The sequence below is a fragment of the Sphingomonas sp. 28-62-20 genome, assembly GCF_002281505.1.
Window position 1 is genome coordinate 1 of the sequence record NZ_NCGH01000020.1, and the last position, 21172, is coordinate 21172.

Below are 21172 nucleotides of genomic sequence, written 5' to 3' on the forward strand. Positions count from 1 at the left end.
ACGGGCTCACACCATCGGAATATGCAATCCGGGCCAAACAGGCCCAAAACATGAACAGGGCTAACTTATAATCGCGGACAATCTGGGGAGCAGGTCAGGGAGTGCGTAACAATGATCCTCAAGAAGGTCGTAATTGCAGTTTTGGCAGGTGGTGTGGTTGCCCCAGCGCAGGCCGAAACGCCCGTACGGCCCTGGACGGTCGCCCTGAATGGAAGCGCGGCCAAGACGGACTCAGGTGTTACCTTCACCGGAGGCATCGACCTGTCGTACAAAATTTCGGACAGTTTCTCGGTCGGTGGCGCAGCCACCTTTGTCGCGGCAAGTAACGCTGCGGCCGCGCAGTTTTCGAACCGGCGCGGTGGCACCTTCCTTCAGCAACCTCAGATCGCCGCCGGGTCCGAACAATGGGGCGAGCTGAGCGGTATAACCATCTTGGCGCTGTCGAAGGCGCTTTCGCTTTCGGCCTCTGTCGGCACAACGGTCAACCTGCCTTCGCGCCAGACCTTCGGATCGGCAGGCTTGTCCTTCGCGTTTTAGCGAGACCGTGCGTTATCCCATTCCGGCGATTTGTTGATGGAGTTTGGTCGGGGACAGGCAAGTCTGCCCCCGTCCAAGGCCGCGCAACCATACAGGGCAATCCGCTCGTTAACGACGGGTCCCAGCGCTTCTTCAGAATGGGCTATTTGTGTTGACCGGTTTCGCGGGAAATTGCTGCAAGACATCCCAATGTTCAACCAGTTTGCCGTTGGCAACCTGGAACAAATCAATGATGTTGAAAGGCGCACCGCCGAAGCTGGCTTCGGACTGGGTCAGAACAAAATCACCTTCTGCGACCACACGGTGCACTTTTTTGTAGATCAATGGCCGACCCGCCGCCTTCAGCTGTTTCAGCCCGCCGACCAAAGTGGTCGCGCCGTCCGGGAACTGGCTGTTGTGCTGGACATAGCGGGTGAGATCGAAGAAGTCGCCGAGCCGCGCAAAGTCATTCTGGATCATGATCGTTTCCATCGCCGCGCTGACGAGCGCGCGGTTCTTTTCCACAGGCGCGCCCAGCGTTACCTCGGTTGGACCATCAACCATGGTGCGGCCACTGGGGTTCGGCGAGCCTTCCGCCTGCAGCGCATCCCAATGCTCAACAATCTTGCCGTCCTTCACGAGAAACAAGTCGAACGCCACAAGCGGCTGCGGTCGGATACCGGTATAGCGACCGTGCACCGCGACCAGATTCCCGTCGGCGATCACCCGGAACCTTTCATACTTATAGGTAGGGCTCGCCTTGAACTGCTGAATCAACGCCTTGAGCGCCGCAGGGCCGTCTGGCACCAGCGGATTGTGCTGCCGATAGTCGGGGCTGAGATAGCGATCGACCGCCGCAAGATCACGCGCGCCGAAAATGGCGTCGACGGCCTTGATAACGAGTTGCTTCGGCGTTTCCTTTGCGCTGGCCGCCTGCGGCAGGATTAGCGCGGCGACGGCCACCATAAAAACGATCATCTTACGCATCTTTTCTCTCCCAGAAAAATCGTTGAAAGCGCGTCAACTGAGCGATGCGGCCTTTTGCCGTCCGAACAGGTAGAGCTTGCGCGGATGCGTCAGCGCCAGGGTGACGGGCGCAAGATAGGTTCCGATGACGTCGCCGCCGATCATGGTGTGGGCCATGTGGCCAGGCATTGTCAGCGCGTCGAACAGCATCGCCGTTGCATGGATTGCGCCGGATATGATCACGAAATCGATGAGCGGCACGGCCCTTAGCGGATTTCGCGCCGATCCGATCAGGAACAGGCCCATCGTGACGTAAACAGCGACCAGCATATGCTCCATCGCCATGTTCCGGCTTGGAAAACTCCAGATCCAGCCCGGGCGCTCTATAACGAGCATGTTGATCGGATAGAGCATGACCATACCGAGTCCGTTGAGGATGAGGGCAAGCCGGGCCCAGGGATATTCGAGGTTGATCATGGTGCTGTCCTTTTGATGGCTTCTTTTGCGCCCGATCCGGCGCAACGTCGCGCCAATCATCTTTGTGCCGCGCAAGCAGAATTTGTGGTAAGCGCGGCCATGGCCAGTGATGCATCTCAAACCGCCCAGGTCGATCCCGGTCTGTCATGGAGCCAATTGCGTGCATTCGAAGCCTGCGCGCGTCTTTCGAGCTTTGCCGGTGCTGCACTTGCCTTATCAGTGACAGCGTCTGCCGTGCGCTATCAAATCGGCCTGCTGGAAGCGCGGCTGGGCGTTATTCTGTTTGAACGCCAGGCCGGTCGCCTTGCGCTGACGAAGATCGGCGAGACATTTGCGCGACAAATCAGGCGCCCGATGCGCGACCTGCTAAACGCCTGCGCCACCGCAACGCAATCGGCGCTTGAGGCACCCATCACGCTGAGCGCGCCCCCCCTGTTCGCGCGGGAATTTCTGCTGGGCCGGCCTTTTCTGGCGTGGTGCGATGCAAACAACGTCCGCTTGGATGTATCAGATGCAAAGCGCGAGCTCTTTGGCCCGACGCCGATTGCCGCTATTCGGCTGGGGGCGATCGAGGAGACCGATGTCACGCTAACGCCACTGCTCGCCGTTGCTTTGCGAATCGCAGCGCATCCCGAGGTCGCGGCTAGCGCACGACCGCATGATGGTACTTGGTGGGCGGCCCAAACGTTGCTGAGCCCAAGTGCGGCGGATGACGGCTGGCAGGCGGTGTGGCACGCGCTTGCGCTCCCTGACGCGATCGTTCCCCGCACCGTTCCTTACGGTTCATATGCCGCCGCTTTGGAAGCGGCCTGTGCCGGAACCGGACTCATCCTCGCACCGTTGCCGTTCGCCAACAAAGAGTTCGGCGAGGGGCGGCTCGCGGCTGTCTCCGACATTCGCGTCGATGCAGACAGAGAATATGCGCTGATAATGCCCGATGACCTGGCAGGATCAAACCGAGGGCGAGCGCTCAAACGGCATTTGGTTAGGGTATGCCGGACCTGAGGATGAGCAAGCAATTAGACAGTGCCAATTACCGGGCGGATTTCGACGTCGCCATAAGCAGCCCCGGGACATTGCTTGGCCCAGTTAATTGCCGTGTCCAGATCATCCACTTCGATAACATAATAGCCACCCAGTGCTTCCTTGGTCTGCACGAACGGCCCGTCAAGGACAGTCGTCTCACCATCACGCACCGACAGGCTGGTCGCGGTCGCCGAGCCTTGCAGCCAGTTCAGCCCTCGCAAGATTCCAGCTTTTTCCAACGCCGCATTATAGGCCCGATAAGCACCATACATGGCACCGCGTTCCGCGTCCGTCATCGACGCAAAACCGCCATCTTCATCATAGATCAAAATCATGTACTGCATTGTCAATCTCATCCATTCTTTTGAACGAGTTCGTCTCAGCCCCGGTTCTCAGCGACCCTTTTGAGGCGTGCCAATCCCGTTTCATAAGTCGGCCCCAGCATGCGATCGAGCTGAAGCCCAAAGACACGAGCGACCGGATTCATGCCCAAGTCGGCATCGAGGGCCCAGGTCACGCGTGTTCCACCCAATGCCTCGCTCAGCCGAAATGTCTGAAGTGGACGGCCCTGAACGCCCAGATCGAGCTGCATGACGACGGAGCGGTTGCGTGTTTCGCGCAACACCGTCTGCTTGCCTTCACCGGCCTTACCGCGCCACGACATGGTTGCCCCCGGCCCGAAATCCGGACCAGTGAACTCGGTCTTCAAACTTGGGTCCTCGATCTTGAATGGATTGAACCGATCGAATCCGCGTTGTGACCGAACAACAGCGAATACGGTTGATGGCGATGCAGAGACTAGGATCGACCTTTCGACATGCGCCTTTGACGGCAGCAAAATGAGCGGCAAAACCGGAATCGCAACCACTGCTAGCCCGCCATAAAGCCAAAATCGCTTTGTCATCTTGTGTCCTTTCCGAATTAGCCGAGCGAACCAGATGCCCGGCCGAGTAAAGAGCGGATCGGGCTCGATCAAATCGACACCCTCGAATAATTCAGTACGCGAATTATAGTCGCAACGTTATCTGAATATTTGTTGGCAAGTTCCATAAATTATTCATATTCGGATAGTTGTCAGTATACACTAATCGACAACATGATATGAAATCATCTAATTCGATTTACTACTGCTCAAGCCGGAACCACCCGTTCTGAAATCGCCAAATTCCGAATTGTGACAATATGTAGCGCAATGAACAGTGGTACCCCGGCGAGCGGAAGCAGATTGAGTGTCGGCACGTCGGGGTTGGCGATGATAAATGGCCGTAATATTGTGATCGCCAAAGGAATGACATGCAGCAAGTCGATCAATCCTGCGACATTCCAAGCAAGTAAGTGGTGGTCGCTTACCCGATTTGACCGTGTTACAATCCATAGTGCCCACAATCCAACCGCGATGTCGCCGGTAGCAACACTTCGATAGAAGCCCTCAGGCAGACCACCAGCCAACCCCATCGCCAGCAGCACCGACCCGTATACGGCGCGCCAGATCCCGATACGCGCAGCTGATAATGGATCGATCCTTGCCAGAAACGGCCTTGTGGCGGGCAGGCTGAGCAAAATGGATGGAAGACCGAAAGCCAGAAACGGCACCACCGCAACCTGCGCGCCCGGCGCCGGTTCCAAACGGATCGCCGCCAACGGGGGATACCAGGCCGTGGCCGCAGCCAGCGTCGCCGCACCGATCAGCACCAATCCGGCCCAAAGTTTTGTGGTTTGCTTTGGCTGGTCACGCGCCACGACCAACCAAATGGTGACAAGCGTGATCGGCATCAGAATATCAGACACAAGCGCGATCAATCCCGCATTTATCAGTGTCATCGCAACCTTCCCTCAGAGTCGATTGCCTTTATATGATATTCATCATATAATGAGTCAACGACCAATTTGAAGACCTGATCCCGATAGCGAAACGACAGCAAAACATGGCAAGATACTCCAAGGAGCACCGTGCGGAGACGCGCGAAACCATCATCAAAGCGGCATCCGAACTGCTCCGGGAAAAGGGGTTCGATGGCTTTGGCGTCGCCGATGTCATGGCCGCTGTCGGCCTTACCCATGGCGGCTTTTACGCGCACTTCGCGGACAAGCAGGCATTGCTCGACGCGGCGCTTGCAAAAGCGTTGCAACAAAGCCCGGTCAATTTCGCCAGACTGGCCACCGCCGCGCTGGCGACAAACGATGCGGGGACTCTGGCGGCGCGCTACCTCGATGACGCCCGGATTGCCAATGTGGCAGGCGGTTGCGCTACAGCAGCCCTGGCAAGCGAACTGCATCGCCAACCGGCGTCGGCCAGTGCGATTTTTGTCGACGCTAGCCGGGCAACGGTAGAAGCCATTGAGGCTATTCCAGGCGTTAGCGGTAAAGGATGGGCCATATTGGCTATGCTGGCTGGCGCGAAAGCGATGATGCGGGCAATTCCAGAAGAGCCAGGACGCTCGACAATACGCAACGAAATAACCGACGCCATTCGCCAACTTGCAAAGGTGCAACCCTGACAACTGCGAACATGACAAGGCAGGCTTTGCCAGTAACCCGATCGGAAACGACTGCGCTGTTGCTTTCATAGCACTCACACTCAGCGCACTAGTGATCGGCAATTGGCAGCCGGAGAATGGCGGCTAAGCCACCTTCTTCGTGGTTGACCAATTCTAGGCCGCCGCCGTGTTCGCGGGCAAAACGCGCGACAATCGCGAGGCCGAGGCCCGTTCCTCCGTCGCTCGGCCGAGACGGATTGCCGCGCACAAAAGGGTCGATCACGAACGGCAGCATTTCGTTTTGAATGCCCCAGCCGTTGTCTCGTACACTGATTTCAACATTGTCTGCATTTGCTTTGAGATCGATCGAAACGGGGGGTTCGCCATGATCGAAGGCGTTGCGGATCAGGTTGATCAACGCGCGTTCGAAGCTTTGTCGTCTGACCATAACGTATAGCCGATTAATCGCGGCGGGGCCGGTTACGGTGACATCGGCTTCGGTAACGGCAATTGCAGCCTGAACAGCAGACCGAACATGGACATAGTCGATACATTCGCCATCCACGCCGCGCCCGAAATCGAGAAACTGCGCCAACATCGACTGCATGCGATCTAATTGCCGCTCCAGCATGGCAGTCGTATCGTCTTCGCGCGGCGGATCGAGGGCGAGTGCAAGCCTGATCTTTGCAAGCGGCGTCTTCAGATCATGACTTATGCCCGCTAACATCAATGTGCGATTTGCGTCTTGTGAAGCGAGCCTCGTTGCCATCGCTTCGAACGACCGCGCCAACTCGGCGATTTCGACCGGGGAGTTCGTCTTCAAGTCCTCAACCAGCCGCGTATCGGGCATGGCATCAACCGCTACAGCGAGCGCTGTTAGAGGGCGGTTGATCCGCCTCTGCAATGCCAGGCCAGCGGCGAGCGACAATGCTAGGGCGAGTGCTACTGATCCAATCAAGGCCCCGTTAGGGGTCCAACCGGGCGACGGCGCGACCGAAAGCCAGTAATAGCCCTGTTTACCTAGCCGCAAACGCACCCAGAGCTGCGTCGTGCCCCCGCCGCGCCAGACCATGTCATCCTGTTGCTTCAAGTCTAATGCAAGTGCCCGCAACACCGTCGTTTCGATAATCGAGGGGCGGCCGTCGGCGCCCGGCGGCTCGCCATAGCCGGGCTGGATGCGGAACGTGCCCGATGCGTTGATCCTTGCAATGAACCGATTGCGCTCTTCTGCGGGTAAAGCATCGAGCGTTGCGCCGACCATACGGACATTATTGGCGACGATTCCGCCAACACGGTTCGCTTGCGGGCTGATCACCAACAGCGAAATCAGGATTGTTGTCAGCAGCTGGCCGAGCAGCAGCATGGTTGCCATCAGGACGATATTTCGTCCCCGAAGTGACTTCAGCATAGCTCCGCGCCAGTCAGCATGTAGCCAACGCCCCAGACCGTCTTGATCCAGGCCGGATCTGCGGGATCGTCACCCAGCGCTTTGCGCAGCCGAACAATCTGGACGTCGATTGCCCGGTCGGTAACATCGGCATCACGACCCAGCGCCCGATCGATCAACTGGGCACGGCTGAGCGGGCGTCCGGCACTTGCGGCAAGCGCGCTCAGGATTGCAAACTCCCGCGACGACAAGGCGACCGGCACACCGTCGCGCGCAAGGACCATCGCAGCCAGATCGAGAATGAAGGGACCGAATGTAAGACGTGAGTCGCGGTCGATGCGGGTTTGGCCGACTGTCCGTCGCAGGATTGCCGAGAGTCTTGCAACCAGCTCCCGTGGCGTGAATGGTTTGGCCAGATAGTCATCGGCCCCCATTTCCAGACCCAATATCCGGTCCATTGGGTCGCCCTTGGCCGTAAGCATAAGGATCGGCGTCAGATCACCGCCGGCGCGTAGCCGACGGCAAACCGCGAGGCCGTCTTCGCCGGGCATCATCAGATCGAGCACGATCGCATCAGCGGGATTGCGCACCAGCTGCTGCGACAGCGCTTTACCATCTGCAACGGTTCTGACTGCAAATCCATGTTCGCCCAGAAACCGGTGAAGGAGCGTGCGAAGTTCGGCGTCGTCGTCGACGACGATAATGCGAGGCTGGGTCATTAAGATCGCCATGGCGCAAACATGTCGGCGCCGGTGCCGCGCGTCATCACAAATTGTTACGACAGCGTCATTTGTAACATCGTGTAACAACTTGGCCGCTGGATCGCACAAGGGTGAAACGTCATCGTCCGTAAATGACATCAGGCAGCGGCGGCACCCGCCCTGTCAGAACGAACGACGGAGATGGTTATGAATGGTTTCGCAAAACTGGGCATGCTCGCCGCAACGGCGGGAATGATCATGGCGAGTGTTGCGCCTGCCGAGGCACAACGTATCGGCGGCCGCAACGGCAAGGGCACGGCGGCTGCCGCTGGTTCGGTTGGCGGCAACACCTGGGCACGTGGTCGCGCAACAACCGCGAACGCCAATGGCGGCAAGACCGTAACGAGCGGCGGTGCCTTTAAGGGCGCGAATGGCTCGCAGGGTGCCCGTGCATCGCAGACGGTCGTCAACCCCGATGGTTCCGCGACCAGCCAGAGCGGCTTTGCCGCCAGTGGCGCGCGTGGCAGCGCTTCGAGCACTGGCAGCGCAACCCGTAATGCCGATGGAACCTATAATGGTTCGCGAACATCGACCGCCACAAACGCTGCTAACGGCAACTCGTATAACGCCTCGACCACCTATGACCAGAATGGTGTCGCGCGCACCGCCACATGCACCGACGCCAACGGTGCCACGATAGCCTGCCCACGCTGAGCAGGTCTGACGGTCCCGGGGTGCTCCCCCCACCCATGCCGCCCCGGGACCGTTCTTTTTAATCAGGGATCAAACAATGAGCCGACTTGTGCTGTTATCCTTCTTTGCCTTCCTTCCGGCACCAAGTGTCGCGCAGGTGACGGGCTCCCGCGCCGATCTGATTGCGCGGATGGATCAGGCCGATTCCAATCAGGACGGGGCAATCACCCGTACAGAGCTGATCGACTGGCGTAAGGCCAATTTCATGCGTTTTGACCGAAACGGTGATGGTCTTCTGTCCGATAGCGATATCCCCCGCTTCTTGAGAGGAACGTCGATCGGGGCGCAATTTGATGAATTGAAAACGCAATTCGACATCAATCGCGATGGCCGCGTCACCCGCGACGAGTTCATCGGCGCGCCGACCGTCTTGTTCGATGCCGCCGACGTTAACCGCGACAACATACTGACACGAGCTGAACGCGATGCCGCCGTGGCGGCCGTGCGGTCGTCGAAGGGCTGATCCGATGTCCGAACTGCTCACGCGCCAACCTTGGATCCTGGGAATCCTGCTCGCGCTCGCGGTGCTTGAATGGATCTGGCGGACGCAGAGTGCGCGAAAGGGATATGATCTGCGGGCAAGCGCTGGCTCCATTGGCGTTGCCGCGATCGGCTCGCTCCTCAAGCCGTTGAACACAGCCGTTGTCGCCGGTGCTTTTGTTGCAACGGCAGCAATCGCACCACTTTCCCTGCCCGCCGATGACTGGCGCGTCTGGGTGGCGTGCTTTGTCGGCGTCGAGTTCGCCTATTATTGGTTCCACCGCTGGAGCCACACCGTCAATCTGCTCTGGGCGAGCCATGCGGTCCATCACAGCGCCAATGAAATGACATTGCCTGCTGCTGTCCGCCTCGGCTGGACCAACGCATTGTCCGGTGGCTGGGTCATCTTCCTGCCATTGATCCTGATTGGCTTTCCGCCGGAGATGGTGGGCGGTCTGCTCGCTGCCAATCTGCTGTATCAATACTCGTTGCACACCGAAGCCGTCGGCAAGCTTTGGCATCCGATCGAGTATCTGTTCAATACGCCGTCGCATCACCGCGCGCACCATGCCTCAAACCATGCCTGGCTCGACTGCAACTTTGGCGGCGTGTTGATCGTGTTCGACCGCCTCTTCGGCACCTTCGTCGGCGAACCCAAAGGGGGCGGACTCGCTTACGGGCTGGTGACGCCGCTCAACTCCAACAATCCATTCCGCATCGCGCTTCGCCAGTGGGGCGTCCTGCTCCGCGCGCTGGGCATGGCTAAAGGCGTTCGAGAAGGCGTCAAAGTCGTCTTCGGACGACCGGAAATTCTGGAAACACGGATACGCTAATCGAATACAAAGGAGGCGGAGAGCAAGTGATGGCAGAACAAGACCCGATGCTGACCGGTTGTCATATCGAACTCCATGTCGCCGATCTGGGCGCGGCGCGACAATTCTATGTCGATCAGCTCGGCCTGACCGTGCTCCAGGAAACGCCGCCGATCTCGCTGCTCGCCGTCAGGGCGGGTAGCATCCGCCTCTCGATTTTCGGCGACCGCCAAGGCACGCGTCAGGCCGCAACGGTCCACATCGTCCTCGGCACTTCGGACCTCGACCGCCAGATCACGACATTGAAAGCGCGAGGCATCCAATGCAACGGTCCCGTCGTCGAAGCACCCGGCTTTTGCCGGTTCGTGCAAATCCGCGATCCCGACGGTAACCTTATCGAAATCGCACAATATTTGCGCGACCCGTTGGCAATCATATGATCCGGCTTCTCGCGGCCCTCACACTGTCGATCGGGCTTGCGTTGCCCGCCTCCGCTGCCCCGTCGCTATGGCGGCAACTCGCCGTCGACGACGTCGATCGGCTCCACCAGTCGGTCGTCGACTTCCACCCCGGTATGCGCGATCGCGACACACCTGATTTCGCTGAGCGGGTCAAGACTGCCTATCGAACCGCGAAAGTTCGGGCAGAGTCAGCAGCAAACTACGCCGACTGGCTGGCGGCGACCCGGGGGTTCATGCTGTCGTTTCGCGATGGGCACACGATCTTCCGGCCCAATCTGTCGCCGGTTCGCGTGCGGTGGCCAGGTTTTCTGATCGATGGACGGGCGAGCGGCTGGGTGGTGCGCAGGCCCGCAGGTTTTGCCGACACCGGCGCTGGCCCGGTTGAGGGCGCACGGATTGTCGCGTGCGACGGCATTCCCATTGCCGATCTCCTCAAGAAACGGCTCGACGGGATCGAGGCCGACTGGTCGAAGGAACCCGAACGGATCCGCCAGGCCTATCGGCTGTTTCTCGACACCCGGAACGACGGGCCGCCGCCGATTTCGGCCTGTTCGTTTGAGCAGCAAGGCGCGGTCAAGGAGCAAAAATTGGCGTGGAACGTCGTCGCCTGGTCAGCGCTCAGCTCAGGTTTTGCGCCGTATCTGCGGCGCATTGCGCACCCGATTGCGGTCCGCACGCTGGCATCGGGGGGGCAATGGGTCTCACTCGGCAGTTTCGGCAATGAAACCAAGCTCGAAGCGCTCGCAAAATCGCTCGAAGGCGATCCGGCGATCCTGCGAAGCGCGCCGTTTGTCGTTTTCGACCTGCGCGGCAATAATGGCGGCAACTCGACCTGGGGCGAACGCTTCGCCAGCCTGCTCTGGGGAGAAGCGGCGGTCGCGGCACGCACGGCCGAAATCGACAGCCGCCCCGGCGCGCGCGCTGGCAAATATTTTCGCGCCACCCCAGCAGTCGCCAAAGCGGCGCGCGCAACAGCCGACGAATTCAAAGCGATGGGCCCAGATTTCGCGAGCGTTGCAGGCTATTGGTACGAAACCGCCGATCGCATCGCGGCCGCCCCCGACGGTGACCGCAAGCTCGTCCACGACCCCTGCTGCGACCGGACACCGCCGACGACCAAGATCACGCTGGTGCCTGGTGCCTATGCCAGGCCGGTCTATGTCTTGATCGATGCCGGTTGCTTCAGTTCCTGCGTCGTCGCCGCCAATCGGCTTGTCGAACAGGGCGCAATCGCCGTCGGCGAAACCAGCGGCCAGAACGAGGAATATGGCGAGGTCGCTTCCCCGCCGCCGCTCCCGTCCGGCCTTGCAGAATATTTGCTCCCCATCTCGATCATCCGTCAACCGCGCGAAAGGTTGAGGGTCGAGCCCAAGCTGCGTTGGACAGGGACAATGGACGCTGATGACGAAATAGAAAACTGGATTGCACAAGTATCGTTAAACAAAATATCACAATTATCTAAATAATTTTTGATACATGATGCTACATTCTAACCTGCAATATAAATGCTCATACACCGAGATTTTTGTGAGTCTGTAAATATTACAGGAGACGGGGATTTTAATTTGAACAACAGGTATTCTCCATTTTTGGTCGAGCGCCGTGCATTGCTTCGCGGGGTCGCGCTGACGGCTTTGGGTGCCTTGCCACCGGTGCGGGCGGCGTGCGCGGCGTCGCTATCGCCACGACCAAATTGGAGACGGCTCGGCAAGTCCTTGGAAGGCGCCTTGATCAAGGTCGATTCGCCCTTGGCGGCATGCGCCAAAGCAGGCGGTGTCGGGGCGAACAGCCTTTTCGCCCGTCTCAAAAACCCCTATTATCTTGGCGACGAGCCGGGGCTGACCCAGACTCTGGGCTGGATCGACGCATGGACATCGCGGGCGAGCGACTATGCGGTGGCCGCCAAAACTGCCGCGGACGTCGCAAAGGCTGTAGATTTCGCGCGGCATAGCGGCGTGCCGCTTGCCATAAAGGGCGGTGGCCACAGCTATTTTGGAAATTCGAACCGGGCCGGGTCATTGCTCATCTGGACTCGGGCGATGCGCTCAATCACGCTGCACGATGACTTTGTCGCTGCCGGCAGCCCGGCAAACGTCGCGCCAGTAAACGCCGTATCGGTGGGCGCGGGCTGCATCTGGGGAGAAGTCTATCGGGCGGTCTGCGCCCAGAGTGGGCGATACGTCCAAGGCGGCGGCTGCCTGACCGTGGGGGTCGCGGGTTTCGTACAAGGCGGCGGGTTCGGAAGTCTCTCGAAACAGTTCGGCACGGGCGCAGCAAATTTGCTCGAAGCCGAAATTGTCACAGCCGACGGGCGCGTTCGCATCGTCAACGACGTTCAGCACCCCGACCTTTTCTTCGCCCTAAAAGGGGGTGGCGGCGGCACTTTTGGCGTTGTCACGCGGCTTACCCTGCGCACACATGAATTGCCGCCGACGATCGGTGCCGTGTTGTTCGATGTGCAGGCCGCGTCTGACAGTGCGTGGCAGCACTTGGTCAGCCGCTTTGTGCAGCACTATGCCGACCGCCTCTTCAATCCCAATTGGGGAGAGATAATCAGGGTCGAGCCCAATCGCCGCCTGGCAATTTCGATGATGTTTCAGGGGCTGACCGAGAGCCAAGCGCGCGCGGCCTGGCAACCCTTTCTGGAATGGATTGCGGCCCGCCCCGGCGATTTCCACCTATCGGCCCCGGCGCGCTTTCTTGCAATACCGGGCAATCGTTTCTGGGACCCGGACTATCTGCGGACAGTGCCCGATGCCGTGCTGCAGGACGACAGGCCCGGCACCCCTGCCTCAAACGTGTTTTGGAAGGCAAATCTTGGTGAGGCAGGACAGGTTCTGAACGCCAATGAATCGGCCTGGCTGCCGAAGGCGTTGCTCGACCCCGAGCGGCAGGCGGCGCTGGTGGAGGCGCTGATCGCTGGATCGAGCCAGTGGCCGATCGCGTTGCACGTCAACAAGGGCCTTGCGGGTGGTTCGCCCGACGCCTTGTCGAGGACGCGCGCGACCTCCACCAACCCGCATGTGCTTGATGCCTTTGCCTTGCTGATTTGTGCTGCGGACGCACCGCCGGCATGGCCGGGCATTCCGGGGCACGAGCCCAATGCGGACGTCGGCCGGCGCGAAGCCGCTGCGGTCAGGCGCGCAATGATGCCGTTCGAAAAACTTGCACCCGGCGCCGGCGCCTATGTCTCAGAAGCCAATTATTTCGAGGCAAATTGGCGATCCCGATATTGGGGGCCCCATTATCAACGCCTGCTCGAGACGAAGCGGCGATATGATCCGGCATCGTTGTTCAACGGCCACCAGACGGTGGGGGCAACCTGAAACGTCGGAGAGACAGCCAAAATCGAGCGAGCTGCGGGACGCGCATCTGAATGGGCGGCTATTTCTTTGCACGGATGTGCCGAGGGGCAGCCAAAGGGGAGTGGACGATGAACGATGGTAGCATGAACAGAAAGCAGGGGCGCGACGATGGCCATCGGCGCAGACCCATGACCTGTCCACGACTCCCTCTCGCGCTCGCGGCATTGCTCGCCTCGGGTGCGGCGTCGGCCAAACCGCCCGAACTCGACCTTTATGTCCATCCTGCTCCGGCAACCAGCCGGATCAGCGTGGTCGCCAAGCTTCGCGGGCTGGCTTGCACCGGGGCGACCACCCGGCTGTGGCTGAACCGAGGACTGACCGTGGAGCGCGCAAGCGTCGACGGACGGACGGTGTCGCCCGTACTGGACCCACCCGGCGCCGGGCGTATCTTCATCTCGGCAGCGCGCGCCATCGATCTCCCCTGTCCGCGCAAGACGCTGGAACTGCGCTATTCCGGGCCCGGCCTGCTGCACCCGGACGGTCGAAACCAAGTTTCGCCCGACTATATCGAGCTGTCCTATTACGGTGCCTGGTATCCGTTGACGGCCGATGAAAAGCGGCGCGCTTGGCGACTGCACACCCGGCTGCCCAGCGGCTGGACTTATGTCAGCAATGGGCGCGTGGCGGGAACGCCTGCAAGGCTTGTGATCGAAAGCAGCGATCCCGCTGAGGTGGTGTTGGTCGGCTCGCCGCGCTTCATTGCGGGGCCCGATCGCGACGGCACCCGCGTTCTGATTTCAGACAGCGCCTCCGCTGCGGCGCAGGCGACCGCGTTCGCTCTGGGCCGCGAAGCGACGGCCATGGCCAACTGGCTCACCAAGTTGCTCGGCCCGTCGGGCGCGCAATCGAACCCGGAGCTCGTTTTCGCGCCGCGCACGGGCCCGCTCTCCTATGCGCGGCTGCCGGTGATCGTAACGCCGCAAGCGAGCCTCGACGCGCCAGGCGATCGGTCGCTTGCCCTCAACATCCGTCACGAGGTTGCCCATTTCTGGTCGCGCGCGGTCGGCGCCGACAATGACTGGCTCAACGAAGGCATTGCCGAATATCTCGCGCTGGTGCGGACACGCGACAGTGAGGGCGAAGCGGTCCAAAGCGCGCTGCTCGAACGCTATCGGCGGGAGGTGGCGGCAGCGGGCCAGGGGGTGCCGATTGCTGAGACCGCCGCTGACGAGCGGCGCGGCTTTGTCAATCGTTACCAGCGCGTCCCCCTGCTCCTTGACGCAGCAGAGCGGATAGCGGGCCGAAGTGCGATGGAAAAGCTGTTGCGTCGCGCCTTCGCGCTTGGGCCGGATCTGTCGACTGGCAGTTTCGAAACGCTGGCAGTGCAGGAACTCGGCGGCGGCGCGGCGGCGTTGATTGCGCGCTGCCTGCGCTCGCGCAATTGGCCGATAGAGTGCGGCGGTCATTCCGGACCAAGCTAAGCGCCATTCAGCCGGGCGGCGCAGCTCGGCTTAAGCCGCAACGTTGTTCAACGACGAACCTTCGATATCAAATGGAAATCCCGAGAGTGGACAGCGCACGATCCTGCAGTGCCTTTTGCCGAGTGCAAACATGATCCGAAATCGATTTCTGTCGATCACCAAATTGTTGGCACAGCCTGAATCGAGGTTGGCCCCGAGGGAGAACCACCATGATCCATCGCCGTGAGGTATTGGCTACTCTAACGCTTGCCGCGTTCGCGAGACCGGCTATCGCCAAGAGCGGAGATCACCGAGACCGAGCGCTTGATGCGGCATTTCGCGAACATGCGCCGCCTGCACTCGCAGCGGCAATTGTCACGCGAGAAGGGCTCGAATGGTCGGGCGTACGCGGCGTTCGCCGGTTTGGTGCGAACGATCAAGCTGCGCTCGACGACGTGTGGCATCTGGGATCGTGCACCAAAGCCATGACCGCAGCGCTTTACGGGCGTCTTGTTGAGCAAGGCAGGGCACAATGGCGCTCGACGATACAAGAGCTTTTTCCCGACATCGCCGTCCATCCCAGCTGGAATTCAGCCACAATAAGGTCGTTACTGATGCATCGCGCTGGCATGTCCGACAGTTCGTGGTTGACCGACGATTGGCTTCGAATGGCGCAGCGCGACAAGACCGACCTTCGCAAGCAACGGCGTGATCTTGTTAAGCGCGTCGTCGAGCGGCCACCGGCTCACCAAGAAGGCAGCCTGGAATATTCCAACCTCGATTACATCATCGTCGGGGCTGCCATCGAAGCGATTGCAGCAGAAAGCTGGGAAAGTGTAATGCGTCGCGAGTTGTTCGCGCCGCTTGGGGTAACGTCCGCTGGCTTCGGCGCCGCGCATGGCCATGTCCCGTGGCCGCACCGCAACATTGATAACATTCCCCTGCCGATAGATCCCCACTGCAGCGATAGTGACAATCCCGCGGTCATTGGCCCGGCCGGCACTGTACATATGTCTCTGCAAGATTACGCGCGCTTCGTTCGAATGATTTTGAACGAAGGTGACGGCTTCCTGTCGCGCGAGACAGTTCGGACGCTGACGACGCCCTTCGGCTCCGGATCGCCAGACTATGCTTTAGGCTGGGTCGTGGTTCGCGATAGACCATGGGCGAAAGGCACTATGCTGGGCCATGAAGGCACGAACACGCTTAACCACGCCTATTGCGCTATCGCGCCAGCAATCGGCAAAGCAGTGATCGCCTTTTCGAACGATGGCATGCGGGGCGCGATGGCGACCGTCGCTGTTGCCCGTCGCCTCGCGGCGACGTTAACCTAGCAGCGCGGGGCATTGTCAGACCAATGTGGCAGTCGGTGACTGGTGCTGATAGCGGACGCGAATGAGCCGCAAATCGAGAGCCAAACCTCCGTCCCCGTTCCGCTGTTTCAACTCTTCGCCCGAGGTGATCCGTCTGGTGGTGCTGATGTATGTGCGGTTCCCGTTGTCCCTGCGAAATGTCGAGGACCTGCTCTTCGAGCGCGGAATCGACCTCTGTCATGAAACCGTGCGGATGTGGTGGAACCGATTTGGTCCAATGTTCGCTGGCGACATTCGGCAGCAACGGATCAGTCGGATGCGCGGGTTTCGCCACTGGCGTTGGCATCTCGACGAAATGTACGTGAAGCTGAATGGCGAGATGGTATACCTCTGGCGCGCCGTCGATCACGAAGGAGAAATCCTCGAGAGCTACGTTACGAAAAAGCGAGATAAATCAGCAGCTCTCACCTTCATGAAGAAGGCGCTGAAGCGGCACGGCCAGGCCGACGCTATCGTCACAGACGGGCTCAAATCCTACTCCGCAGCCATGCGCGAATTGGGAAATCTGGATCGTCGCGAGATTGGCCGATGGACGAACAATCGGGTCGAGAACAGTCACCTTCCCTTCCGACGAAGGGAGCGCGCGATGCTCCGGTTCAGGCGAATGAAGACGTTGCAAAAGTTCGCCTCGGTCCACGCCAACGTCCATAATCACTTCAACCTTGAACGCCACGTCGTCGATCGCCAAACCTTCAAGGAACGCCGTTCAGCCGCACTGGTCGAGTGGCAATCACTCGCCAGCTAAGCGTCGCGCTCAAAGCCCGATCTGCATCGTCGAGAGACGGGTTCGCACAAGACTGACAGCACCTCCCCAACCCATTCGCGCCGACGACGAGCGTCAGACCGGGCCGAAAGTCGATGTGCAATCCGGGCGTGCCGCCGGTTGGGCCAGGGTATAGCCCATATCCATTGACGTCGAGCTGTTGAAACACGGGGAATGATTTCATGTTAGCGCGGAGCGCCAACGCCGGCGAGAAGGCCGATACACACAATAGAACGAAGCACGTGACTCTCCCCTCGCAAGTCTACTCTCATAGCATGCTCTTCCTCTCTACAAGGCTTGAATCGGGGCCGCCGACGAATCGTGCATCCGCAACGGGTTTTGGCAACAGATTGCTCAAGTACATGTCTTGCTCGCGAAAATCGGGGTGCCTTGGTTCAGTGCCGTGATCCGGTCATGGACGATCCCCATTTGAATCAGGCTTGGCTGCAATTCGGTCCACGTGTCGTAGAGCGACGACGCCAATTGAGCGACGCCCGAAATGTCGGCCTCATGCGCGCTTTCCAACTCATAGGCATACCGAACTTGCACGAAGAGTTTGGAAAAGGACGGTAAATCGCCGAGAAGGTCCTGACCGTGGTGGCGTTGGCGATAACGGTCAGCAATCTTGGCCCGTGGCTCTCCCTCAAGGCTCTCGTAGATTTTGGTGAGGTCATGGCCTCCGCGGCAGGGATCCTTCCCTTCGATTGCAAGTAGGCCCTTAAGATAGATTTCGACGCCGAACGCGAGAAGGACGAGGCTTGGCTGAAAGAGGAAGCCGTGTCCGTCCCGCAGCTCAAGGCAACGCAGGGCGCACTCGTGATACTCTCGTCCGCGCCGAAACATCTGGTCTGTTTTGGGCACGGGACCGCGTTCGCGCGCAACTCCTTTCATCCATCCCCGGACCTCGTCAGGTATCCCTTCGGAACCGCTGCCCATGGCATCCCCTCATAAGCTGAGAGAGATAAGGTGTTGGGACGCGGGGCGATAGGGCGAAATCGCCGGGCGAATTGTTTGTCGCGATGGCGCTTGGCAGCAACGACCGGTTCGGCGCCACGACTTGGACCGGCGACTTGAGTCTCTCGAGTTGCGGGCGCACTTTGGTTGCATTGCCGACAGTGACCGATTGTAACATACAGATTCGAGATTCGCGCGTGCCGCTCGCAACCCGGGCATAGTGTGCGCGGCATCGAAGAACGCCAGTGCCAGCGGCTATACAGCTATCGTTTGCGGGTATGGCTTCTCCGTGTCGATCTCTGGCAGGGCCAACGCCGGTCGCAGCGGTTATGCGAAGTTCCAGGAAGCCCAGAGACTTTTGCTCAGCGCAGCCAATTCCGGTCAAACGTCGGCTTATTCAGTTCGCAATTCTAGAGCTGTCGTTCGAGCAAGCCTCCCGCAAGTCAGTCGTTCGCGCCGCCGAATGTGAGCACATAAACGGATGGCGGCTTTCAGGATAAGCGAGGAGGAGGCGAACGACCGATAACGAGGTGCAAAGCAGCTAGAAAGCGACTCGTGAACCAAAGTCTGATTTTGCAGCTGAGAGCCGGAAAGCGGACCGACTGCAATCCACCCGACTCAACCTCGCGCTGCCGGGAGCATTTGCCTAACCTGATCGCTCCAGCTGGTGAGATCGCCCCCGTCGACGTGAGCGCAGTACCATCAACCTCGGGCAACAAGGTGCCTGTGAGTATTCCATCCACAACGGCAGGCGCCAGAAACGCGAGCCGGAGTACGCGGGTGATGTAAGCCGGAGCCACACCCTCAACCTCGCTGAGCGTCTTGATGTCGACGTCGCCAACCTGGAGCCTGGCCCACCACCGCCGCGCCCTGATCAGCAGTTTGATGAGCGATGTATTGGGGGTTGCGGCAACGGCTGCGCCGTTATCCTGGATCAACCGCATCGCCCTGCCCGACCGCGTCAGCCGGACCGCCGACTGGATCGAGATTGTCTCGGGCGCGTTATCCTCGCGCTCGACCTTGAGCGCTTCGGCGATGGCGTCAGTCGAGCACAGGATGTCGATCCGGCCATCATAGATACAGACCTGCCGCACGATGTCCTGAATCATTGCCCGGCCGCGCGCGTCGATCTCCGCACATCGCCTGACGAGCGTGCCCATATCCGAGGGCGACACCCGCAAGCCAGCGGTTGCAGCCAGCGCCAGCCCGTCGTCAAACAGCGAAGCGACGGCCCCGCGCACCGCCAGCTCAATCTCCGGCGCTGGTATCCGCATGCCGGTTGTAGCGTCGCCGTGCTGGAGGTCGCGGGTGACGTAATAGCGGTAACGGATCTTGCCCTTGCTGGCATGGGATGGCACCAGCGCCGCGCCGTTCGCATCGACGATCTTGCCAGACAGCAGGCTGGGGCGATCCGCCCGGGCACCGCTGCGGTGGCCTTGCAGGTTGTCAGCCAGTTTGGCCTGCGTTGCTTCCCAGATGTCGCGGTCGATGATGGGCTTGTGCAACCCCGGATAGATCTGATCGCGGTGATGAACCTCGCCGACATAGGTCGGGCATTTGAGAATGCCGTAGAGCTGGCCACGCGTGAACGGCAGTCCACCGAACTGCCGTCCGGTGATCGTTGTCTTGACCGGTGAGCCTATTCCCTCCCCCGCCAGCTCTTCGGCAACGGCCCTGACATTCCCGACCCTGAGGTAGCGATCGAAGATATCGCGCACGATCGCGGCATGCGCCTCGATGATCTCCAGGCTGCGCCCATCAGGCGCATAGCCAAGCGGCGGGTTACCCCCCATCCACATGCCCTTGGCCTTCGACGCTGCGATTTTGTCGCGGATACGTTCGGCTGTGACCTCGCGCTCGAACTGCGCGAAGCTCAGCAGCATGTTGAGGGTAAGGCGCCCCATGCTGGTGGTGGTGTTGAACGACTGGGTGACCGACACAAAGGATGTGCCTGCCTTGTCCAGCGCTTCAACCAGTTTGGAGAAGTCGAGCAGCGATCTTGTCAGCCGGTCGACCTTGTAGACTACGATGATGTCGACCCGCCCCGCGGCCACCTCTGACAGCAGCCGTTGCAGGGCGGGTCGGTCAAGCGTGCCGCCCGACAGGCCGCCATCGTCATAAATATCGGGAAGTGCTGTCCAGCCTTCGCTGGCCTGGCTGAGGATATAGGCGGCACACGCCTCGCGCTGCGCATCAAGGCTGTTGAACGCCTGATCCAGCCCCTCCTCGCTCGACTTCCTGGTATAGATGGCACAGCGAACCGTCTTCATGCGGCGGCCCTCTTCTTCAATCCGAAGAACGCAGGCCCCGACCGGTGCGTGCCGGTTATGGCCTTGGCCACCTCGCTCAGTGACCGCCACTCCTGATCGTTCCAGCGGATGACCTTGTCCTCCCCCACAATCACGACATGGGCCTTGCCGTTCCATTCGCGGACCAGCCGCATCCCCGGCTGTGCGGCGCTAGTTCTGGTCCTGGCCGCTGCCAGCTGGTCAAGCTTGCGCACCGTCTCCCGGCCAAAGCCACCATAGGCCTTTGCCTGCACCTCCCAGGCGAGCGCCAGTCGCATCATCTTCGGGCTGATCCTTGGTACCGGCGCCTTCGTCAGCCTGGACCATTCTTCCTTCAGCTGGGCTGACGACAGTGTCGCCAGCCCAGCCAGTTGATCATCAACGCTCGCCATGATCAGGCGGTCGCCGCAATGCGGTAGAAGGTCTCGTCCCCGCGCTTGCCGCGCTCGATGACGTGGCCCTTCTTGCGCAAGCCCGTCAGCGCTGCCCGCGTCGTGTGGGGCAGCCAGTCGGTGGCACCGATCAGGTCGGCCATGGTTGCACCGTCATTCCGTTCGAGCAGCGCGATCAGGGTAGCACTCTTTGATTGACGCACAGGTTTTGCGGTCGCCGCGGCGGGTTCTTCCACCTCCACATCTCGCCCGGTGTCGATCACCCCGAGGCCCGCCTCGGTGATGAACACACCGTAGCGGACATCACCGTCATTGCGGTGGACGCTGGCGGCATCGTTGGTCTCGCGTTCCTCCACCAACCCCTGCTTCACCAGCGCGGTGATCGCTTTGGCGGCACGGTCGCCTGCGCCCGCAATACTGTCGGGCACAGGCATTAGGCTGCCCGACGAAAGCCTGGCGGCGGCAGACAAAAGGATCAGCTGCGTGTCGTTGAGTTTGGGCATGATGGTTCTTTCCGTTCTCGGATGAGCGGCACCGTGCCGCCCCCACCAGCCTCAGCCCCGGCCGATCCCATCGGCGGG

The 21172-nt window shown here is 60.3% G+C and carries 23 protein-coding genes; 12 read left to right on the forward strand and 11 right to left on the reverse strand.

Annotated features, from left to right (window positions below):
- Nucleotides 1-111: 111 nt before the first annotated feature.
- A complete protein-coding gene (locus B7Y43_RS15280; protein WP_374132535.1) occupies nt 112-537 on the forward strand; it encodes a hypothetical protein in 426 nt (141 codons plus the stop codon).
- 132 nt (nt 538-669) lie between these two features.
- On the opposite strand, the gene B7Y43_RS15285 is transcribed toward B7Y43_RS15280, so the two are convergent.
- Nucleotides 670-1503 (reverse strand): nuclear transport factor 2 family protein, encoded by an 834-nt coding sequence (locus tag B7Y43_RS15285; protein ID WP_374132536.1) that lies wholly within the window; start codon nt 1501-1503, stop codon nt 670-672.
- 33 nt (nt 1504-1536) lie between these two features.
- A complete protein-coding gene (locus B7Y43_RS15290; protein ID WP_374132537.1) occupies nt 1537-1959 on the reverse strand; it encodes a DUF6632 domain-containing protein in 423 nt (140 codons plus the stop codon).
- A gap of 99 nt (nt 1960-2058) precedes the next feature.
- Here B7Y43_RS15290 and B7Y43_RS15295 point away from each other — a divergent pair, with 99 nt between their 5' ends.
- Nucleotides 2059-2964: a LysR family transcriptional regulator gene (locus B7Y43_RS15295; RefSeq protein WP_374132538.1), complete on the forward strand. Its 906-nt coding sequence runs from the start codon at nt 2059-2061 to the stop codon at nt 2962-2964.
- 14 nt (nt 2965-2978) lie between these two features.
- Here B7Y43_RS15295 and B7Y43_RS15300 read toward each other — a convergent pair whose 3' ends face one another.
- The 3 genes from B7Y43_RS15300 to B7Y43_RS15310 all read right to left on the reverse strand — a co-directional run bounded on the left by B7Y43_RS15300 (nt 2979) and on the right by B7Y43_RS15310 (nt 4806).
- Nucleotides 2979-3329, reverse strand: coding sequence for a YciI family protein (locus tag B7Y43_RS15300; RefSeq protein ID WP_374132539.1), 351 nt, complete (start codon nt 3327-3329; stop codon nt 2979-2981).
- Nucleotides 3330-3364: 35 nt separating this feature from the next.
- Complete coding sequence (locus B7Y43_RS15305) at nt 3365-3889, reverse strand: SRPBCC family protein (RefSeq protein WP_374132540.1); 525 nt, start codon at nt 3887-3889, stop codon at nt 3365-3367.
- Nucleotides 3890-4116: 227 nt separating this feature from the next.
- Nucleotides 4117-4806 (reverse strand): hypothetical protein, encoded by a 690-nt coding sequence (locus B7Y43_RS15310; protein WP_374132541.1) that lies wholly within the window; start codon nt 4804-4806, stop codon nt 4117-4119.
- A gap of 104 nt (nt 4807-4910) precedes the next feature.
- Here B7Y43_RS15310 and B7Y43_RS15315 point away from each other — a divergent pair, with 104 nt between their 5' ends.
- Complete coding sequence (locus B7Y43_RS15315) at nt 4911-5483, forward strand: TetR/AcrR family transcriptional regulator (RefSeq protein ID WP_374132542.1); 573 nt, start codon at nt 4911-4913, stop codon at nt 5481-5483.
- Between the two features lie 88 nt (nt 5484-5571).
- Here the strand turns inward: B7Y43_RS15315 and B7Y43_RS15320 are convergent, their stop codons facing one another.
- Together B7Y43_RS15320 and B7Y43_RS15325 are read right to left on the reverse strand one after the other, a co-directional pair.
- A complete protein-coding gene (locus B7Y43_RS15320) occupies nt 5572-6834 on the reverse strand; it encodes an ATP-binding protein (RefSeq protein WP_374132543.1) in 1263 nt (420 codons plus the stop codon).
- 29 nt (nt 6835-6863) lie between these two features.
- Nucleotides 6864-7568, reverse strand: a complete 705-nt coding sequence (locus tag B7Y43_RS15325) for a response regulator (RefSeq protein WP_374132544.1) — start codon at nt 7566-7568, stop codon at nt 6864-6866.
- 189 nt (nt 7569-7757) lie between these two features.
- Here B7Y43_RS15325 and B7Y43_RS15330 point away from each other — a divergent pair, with 189 nt between their 5' ends.
- From B7Y43_RS15330 to B7Y43_RS15370, 9 genes are all read left to right on the forward strand, one after another.
- Nucleotides 7758-8264 (forward strand): hypothetical protein, encoded by a 507-nt coding sequence (locus tag B7Y43_RS15330; RefSeq protein WP_374132545.1) that lies wholly within the window; start codon nt 7758-7760, stop codon nt 8262-8264.
- 76 nt (nt 8265-8340) lie between these two features.
- Nucleotides 8341-8766, forward strand: coding sequence for an EF-hand domain-containing protein (locus B7Y43_RS15335; RefSeq protein ID WP_374132546.1), 426 nt, complete (start codon nt 8341-8343; stop codon nt 8764-8766).
- Nucleotides 8767-8770: 4 nt separating this feature from the next.
- Nucleotides 8771-9616, forward strand: coding sequence for a sterol desaturase family protein (locus B7Y43_RS15340; protein ID WP_374132547.1), 846 nt, complete (start codon nt 8771-8773; stop codon nt 9614-9616).
- Between the two features lie 29 nt (nt 9617-9645).
- Nucleotides 9646-10035 carry a VOC family protein gene (locus B7Y43_RS15345; protein WP_374132548.1) on the forward strand — a complete coding sequence of 130 codons (390 nt, stop codon included), beginning with the start codon at nt 9646-9648 and terminating at the stop codon, nt 10033-10035.
- On the forward strand, nt 10032-11522 hold the full coding sequence (locus B7Y43_RS15350; RefSeq protein ID WP_374132549.1) for a S41 family peptidase: 1491 nt from the start codon (nt 10032-10034) through the stop codon (nt 11520-11522). The genes B7Y43_RS15345 and B7Y43_RS15350 overlap by 4 nt, the downstream gene beginning before the upstream one ends.
- Nucleotides 11523-11621: 99 nt before the next feature.
- On the forward strand, nt 11622-13382 hold the full coding sequence (locus tag B7Y43_RS15355) for an FAD-binding protein (protein WP_374132550.1): 1761 nt from the start codon (nt 11622-11624) through the stop codon (nt 13380-13382).
- Nucleotides 13383-13549: 167 nt separating this feature from the next.
- Nucleotides 13550-14842: a hypothetical protein gene (locus B7Y43_RS15360; protein ID WP_374132551.1), complete on the forward strand. Its 1293-nt coding sequence runs from the start codon at nt 13550-13552 to the stop codon at nt 14840-14842.
- Between the two features lie 209 nt (nt 14843-15051).
- A complete protein-coding gene (locus B7Y43_RS15365; RefSeq protein ID WP_374132552.1) occupies nt 15052-16155 on the forward strand; it encodes a serine hydrolase in 1104 nt (367 codons plus the stop codon).
- A gap of 61 nt (nt 16156-16216) precedes the next feature.
- Nucleotides 16217-16939 (forward strand): IS6 family transposase, encoded by a 723-nt coding sequence (locus tag B7Y43_RS15370; protein ID WP_374132553.1) that lies wholly within the window; start codon nt 16217-16219, stop codon nt 16937-16939.
- A 372-nt stretch (nt 16940-17311) separates the two neighbouring features.
- Here the strand turns inward: B7Y43_RS15370 and B7Y43_RS15375 are convergent, their stop codons facing one another.
- The 4 genes from B7Y43_RS15375 to B7Y43_RS15390 all read right to left on the reverse strand — a co-directional run bounded on the left by B7Y43_RS15375 (nt 17312) and on the right by B7Y43_RS15390 (nt 21094).
- Nucleotides 17312-17893, reverse strand: a complete 582-nt coding sequence (locus B7Y43_RS15375; protein ID WP_374132554.1) for a hypothetical protein — start codon at nt 17891-17893, stop codon at nt 17312-17314.
- Between the two features lie 509 nt (nt 17894-18402).
- On the reverse strand, nt 18403-20181 hold the full coding sequence (locus B7Y43_RS15380) for a recombinase family protein (protein WP_374132555.1): 1779 nt from the start codon (nt 20179-20181) through the stop codon (nt 18403-18405).
- Nucleotides 20178-20591 (reverse strand): DUF2924 domain-containing protein, encoded by a 414-nt coding sequence (locus B7Y43_RS15385; RefSeq protein ID WP_374132556.1) that lies wholly within the window; start codon nt 20589-20591, stop codon nt 20178-20180. The genes B7Y43_RS15380 and B7Y43_RS15385 overlap by 4 nt, the downstream gene beginning before the upstream one ends.
- A 2-nt stretch (nt 20592-20593) precedes the next feature.
- Nucleotides 20594-21094 (reverse strand): DUF3489 domain-containing protein, encoded by a 501-nt coding sequence (locus B7Y43_RS15390; RefSeq protein WP_374132557.1) that lies wholly within the window; start codon nt 21092-21094, stop codon nt 20594-20596.
- Between the last annotated feature and the right edge of the window lie 78 nt (nt 21095-21172).

Bases quoted from the DNA above. Each gene is read 5' to 3' on its own strand.
- B7Y43_RS15320 (WP_374132543.1), bottom strand. From the start codon at position 6,834: ATGGCAACCATGCTGCTGCTCGGCCAGCTGCTGACAACAATCCTGATT.
- B7Y43_RS15375 (WP_374132554.1), bottom strand. From the start codon at position 17,893: ATGGGCAGCGGTTCCGAAGGGATACCTGACGAGGTCCGGGGATGGATG.
- B7Y43_RS15370 (WP_374132553.1), top strand. From the start codon at position 16,217: ATGAGCCGCAAATCGAGAGCCAAACCTCCGTCCCCGTTCCGCTGTTTC.
- B7Y43_RS15340 (WP_374132547.1), top strand. From the start codon at position 8,771: ATGTCCGAACTGCTCACGCGCCAACCTTGGATCCTGGGAATCCTGCTC.
- B7Y43_RS15280 (WP_374132535.1), top strand. From the start codon at position 112: ATGATCCTCAAGAAGGTCGTAATTGCAGTTTTGGCAGGTGGTGTGGTT.
- B7Y43_RS15330 (WP_374132545.1), top strand. From the start codon at position 7,758: ATGAATGGTTTCGCAAAACTGGGCATGCTCGCCGCAACGGCGGGAATG.
- B7Y43_RS15335 (WP_374132546.1), top strand. From the start codon at position 8,341: ATGAGCCGACTTGTGCTGTTATCCTTCTTTGCCTTCCTTCCGGCACCA.
- B7Y43_RS15380 (WP_374132555.1), bottom strand. From the start codon at position 20,181: ATGAAGACGGTTCGCTGTGCCATCTATACCAGGAAGTCGAGCGAGGAG.
- B7Y43_RS15360 (WP_374132551.1), top strand. From the start codon at position 13,550: ATGACCTGTCCACGACTCCCTCTCGCGCTCGCGGCATTGCTCGCCTCG.
- B7Y43_RS15305 (WP_374132540.1), bottom strand. From the start codon at position 3,889: ATGACAAAGCGATTTTGGCTTTATGGCGGGCTAGCAGTGGTTGCGATT.
- B7Y43_RS15290 (WP_374132537.1), bottom strand. From the start codon at position 1,959: ATGATCAACCTCGAATATCCCTGGGCCCGGCTTGCCCTCATCCTCAAC.
- B7Y43_RS15390 (WP_374132557.1), bottom strand. From the start codon at position 21,094: ATGCCCAAACTCAACGACACGCAGCTGATCCTTTTGTCTGCCGCCGCC.
- B7Y43_RS15315 (WP_374132542.1), top strand. From the start codon at position 4,911: ATGGCAAGATACTCCAAGGAGCACCGTGCGGAGACGCGCGAAACCATC.
- B7Y43_RS15385 (WP_374132556.1), bottom strand. From the start codon at position 20,591: ATGGCGAGCGTTGATGATCAACTGGCTGGGCTGGCGACACTGTCGTCA.
- B7Y43_RS15300 (WP_374132539.1), bottom strand. From the start codon at position 3,329: ATGCAGTACATGATTTTGATCTATGATGAAGATGGCGGTTTTGCGTCG.
- B7Y43_RS15325 (WP_374132544.1), bottom strand. From the start codon at position 7,568: ATGACCCAGCCTCGCATTATCGTCGTCGACGACGACGCCGAACTTCGC.
- B7Y43_RS15345 (WP_374132548.1), top strand. From the start codon at position 9,646: ATGGCAGAACAAGACCCGATGCTGACCGGTTGTCATATCGAACTCCAT.
- B7Y43_RS15285 (WP_374132536.1), bottom strand. From the start codon at position 1,503: ATGCGTAAGATGATCGTTTTTATGGTGGCCGTCGCCGCGCTAATCCTG.
- B7Y43_RS15365 (WP_374132552.1), top strand. From the start codon at position 15,052: ATGATCCATCGCCGTGAGGTATTGGCTACTCTAACGCTTGCCGCGTTC.
- B7Y43_RS15350 (WP_374132549.1), top strand. From the start codon at position 10,032: ATGATCCGGCTTCTCGCGGCCCTCACACTGTCGATCGGGCTTGCGTTG.
- B7Y43_RS15295 (WP_374132538.1), top strand. From the start codon at position 2,059: ATGGCCAGTGATGCATCTCAAACCGCCCAGGTCGATCCCGGTCTGTCA.
- B7Y43_RS15310 (WP_374132541.1), bottom strand. From the start codon at position 4,806: ATGACACTGATAAATGCGGGATTGATCGCGCTTGTGTCTGATATTCTG.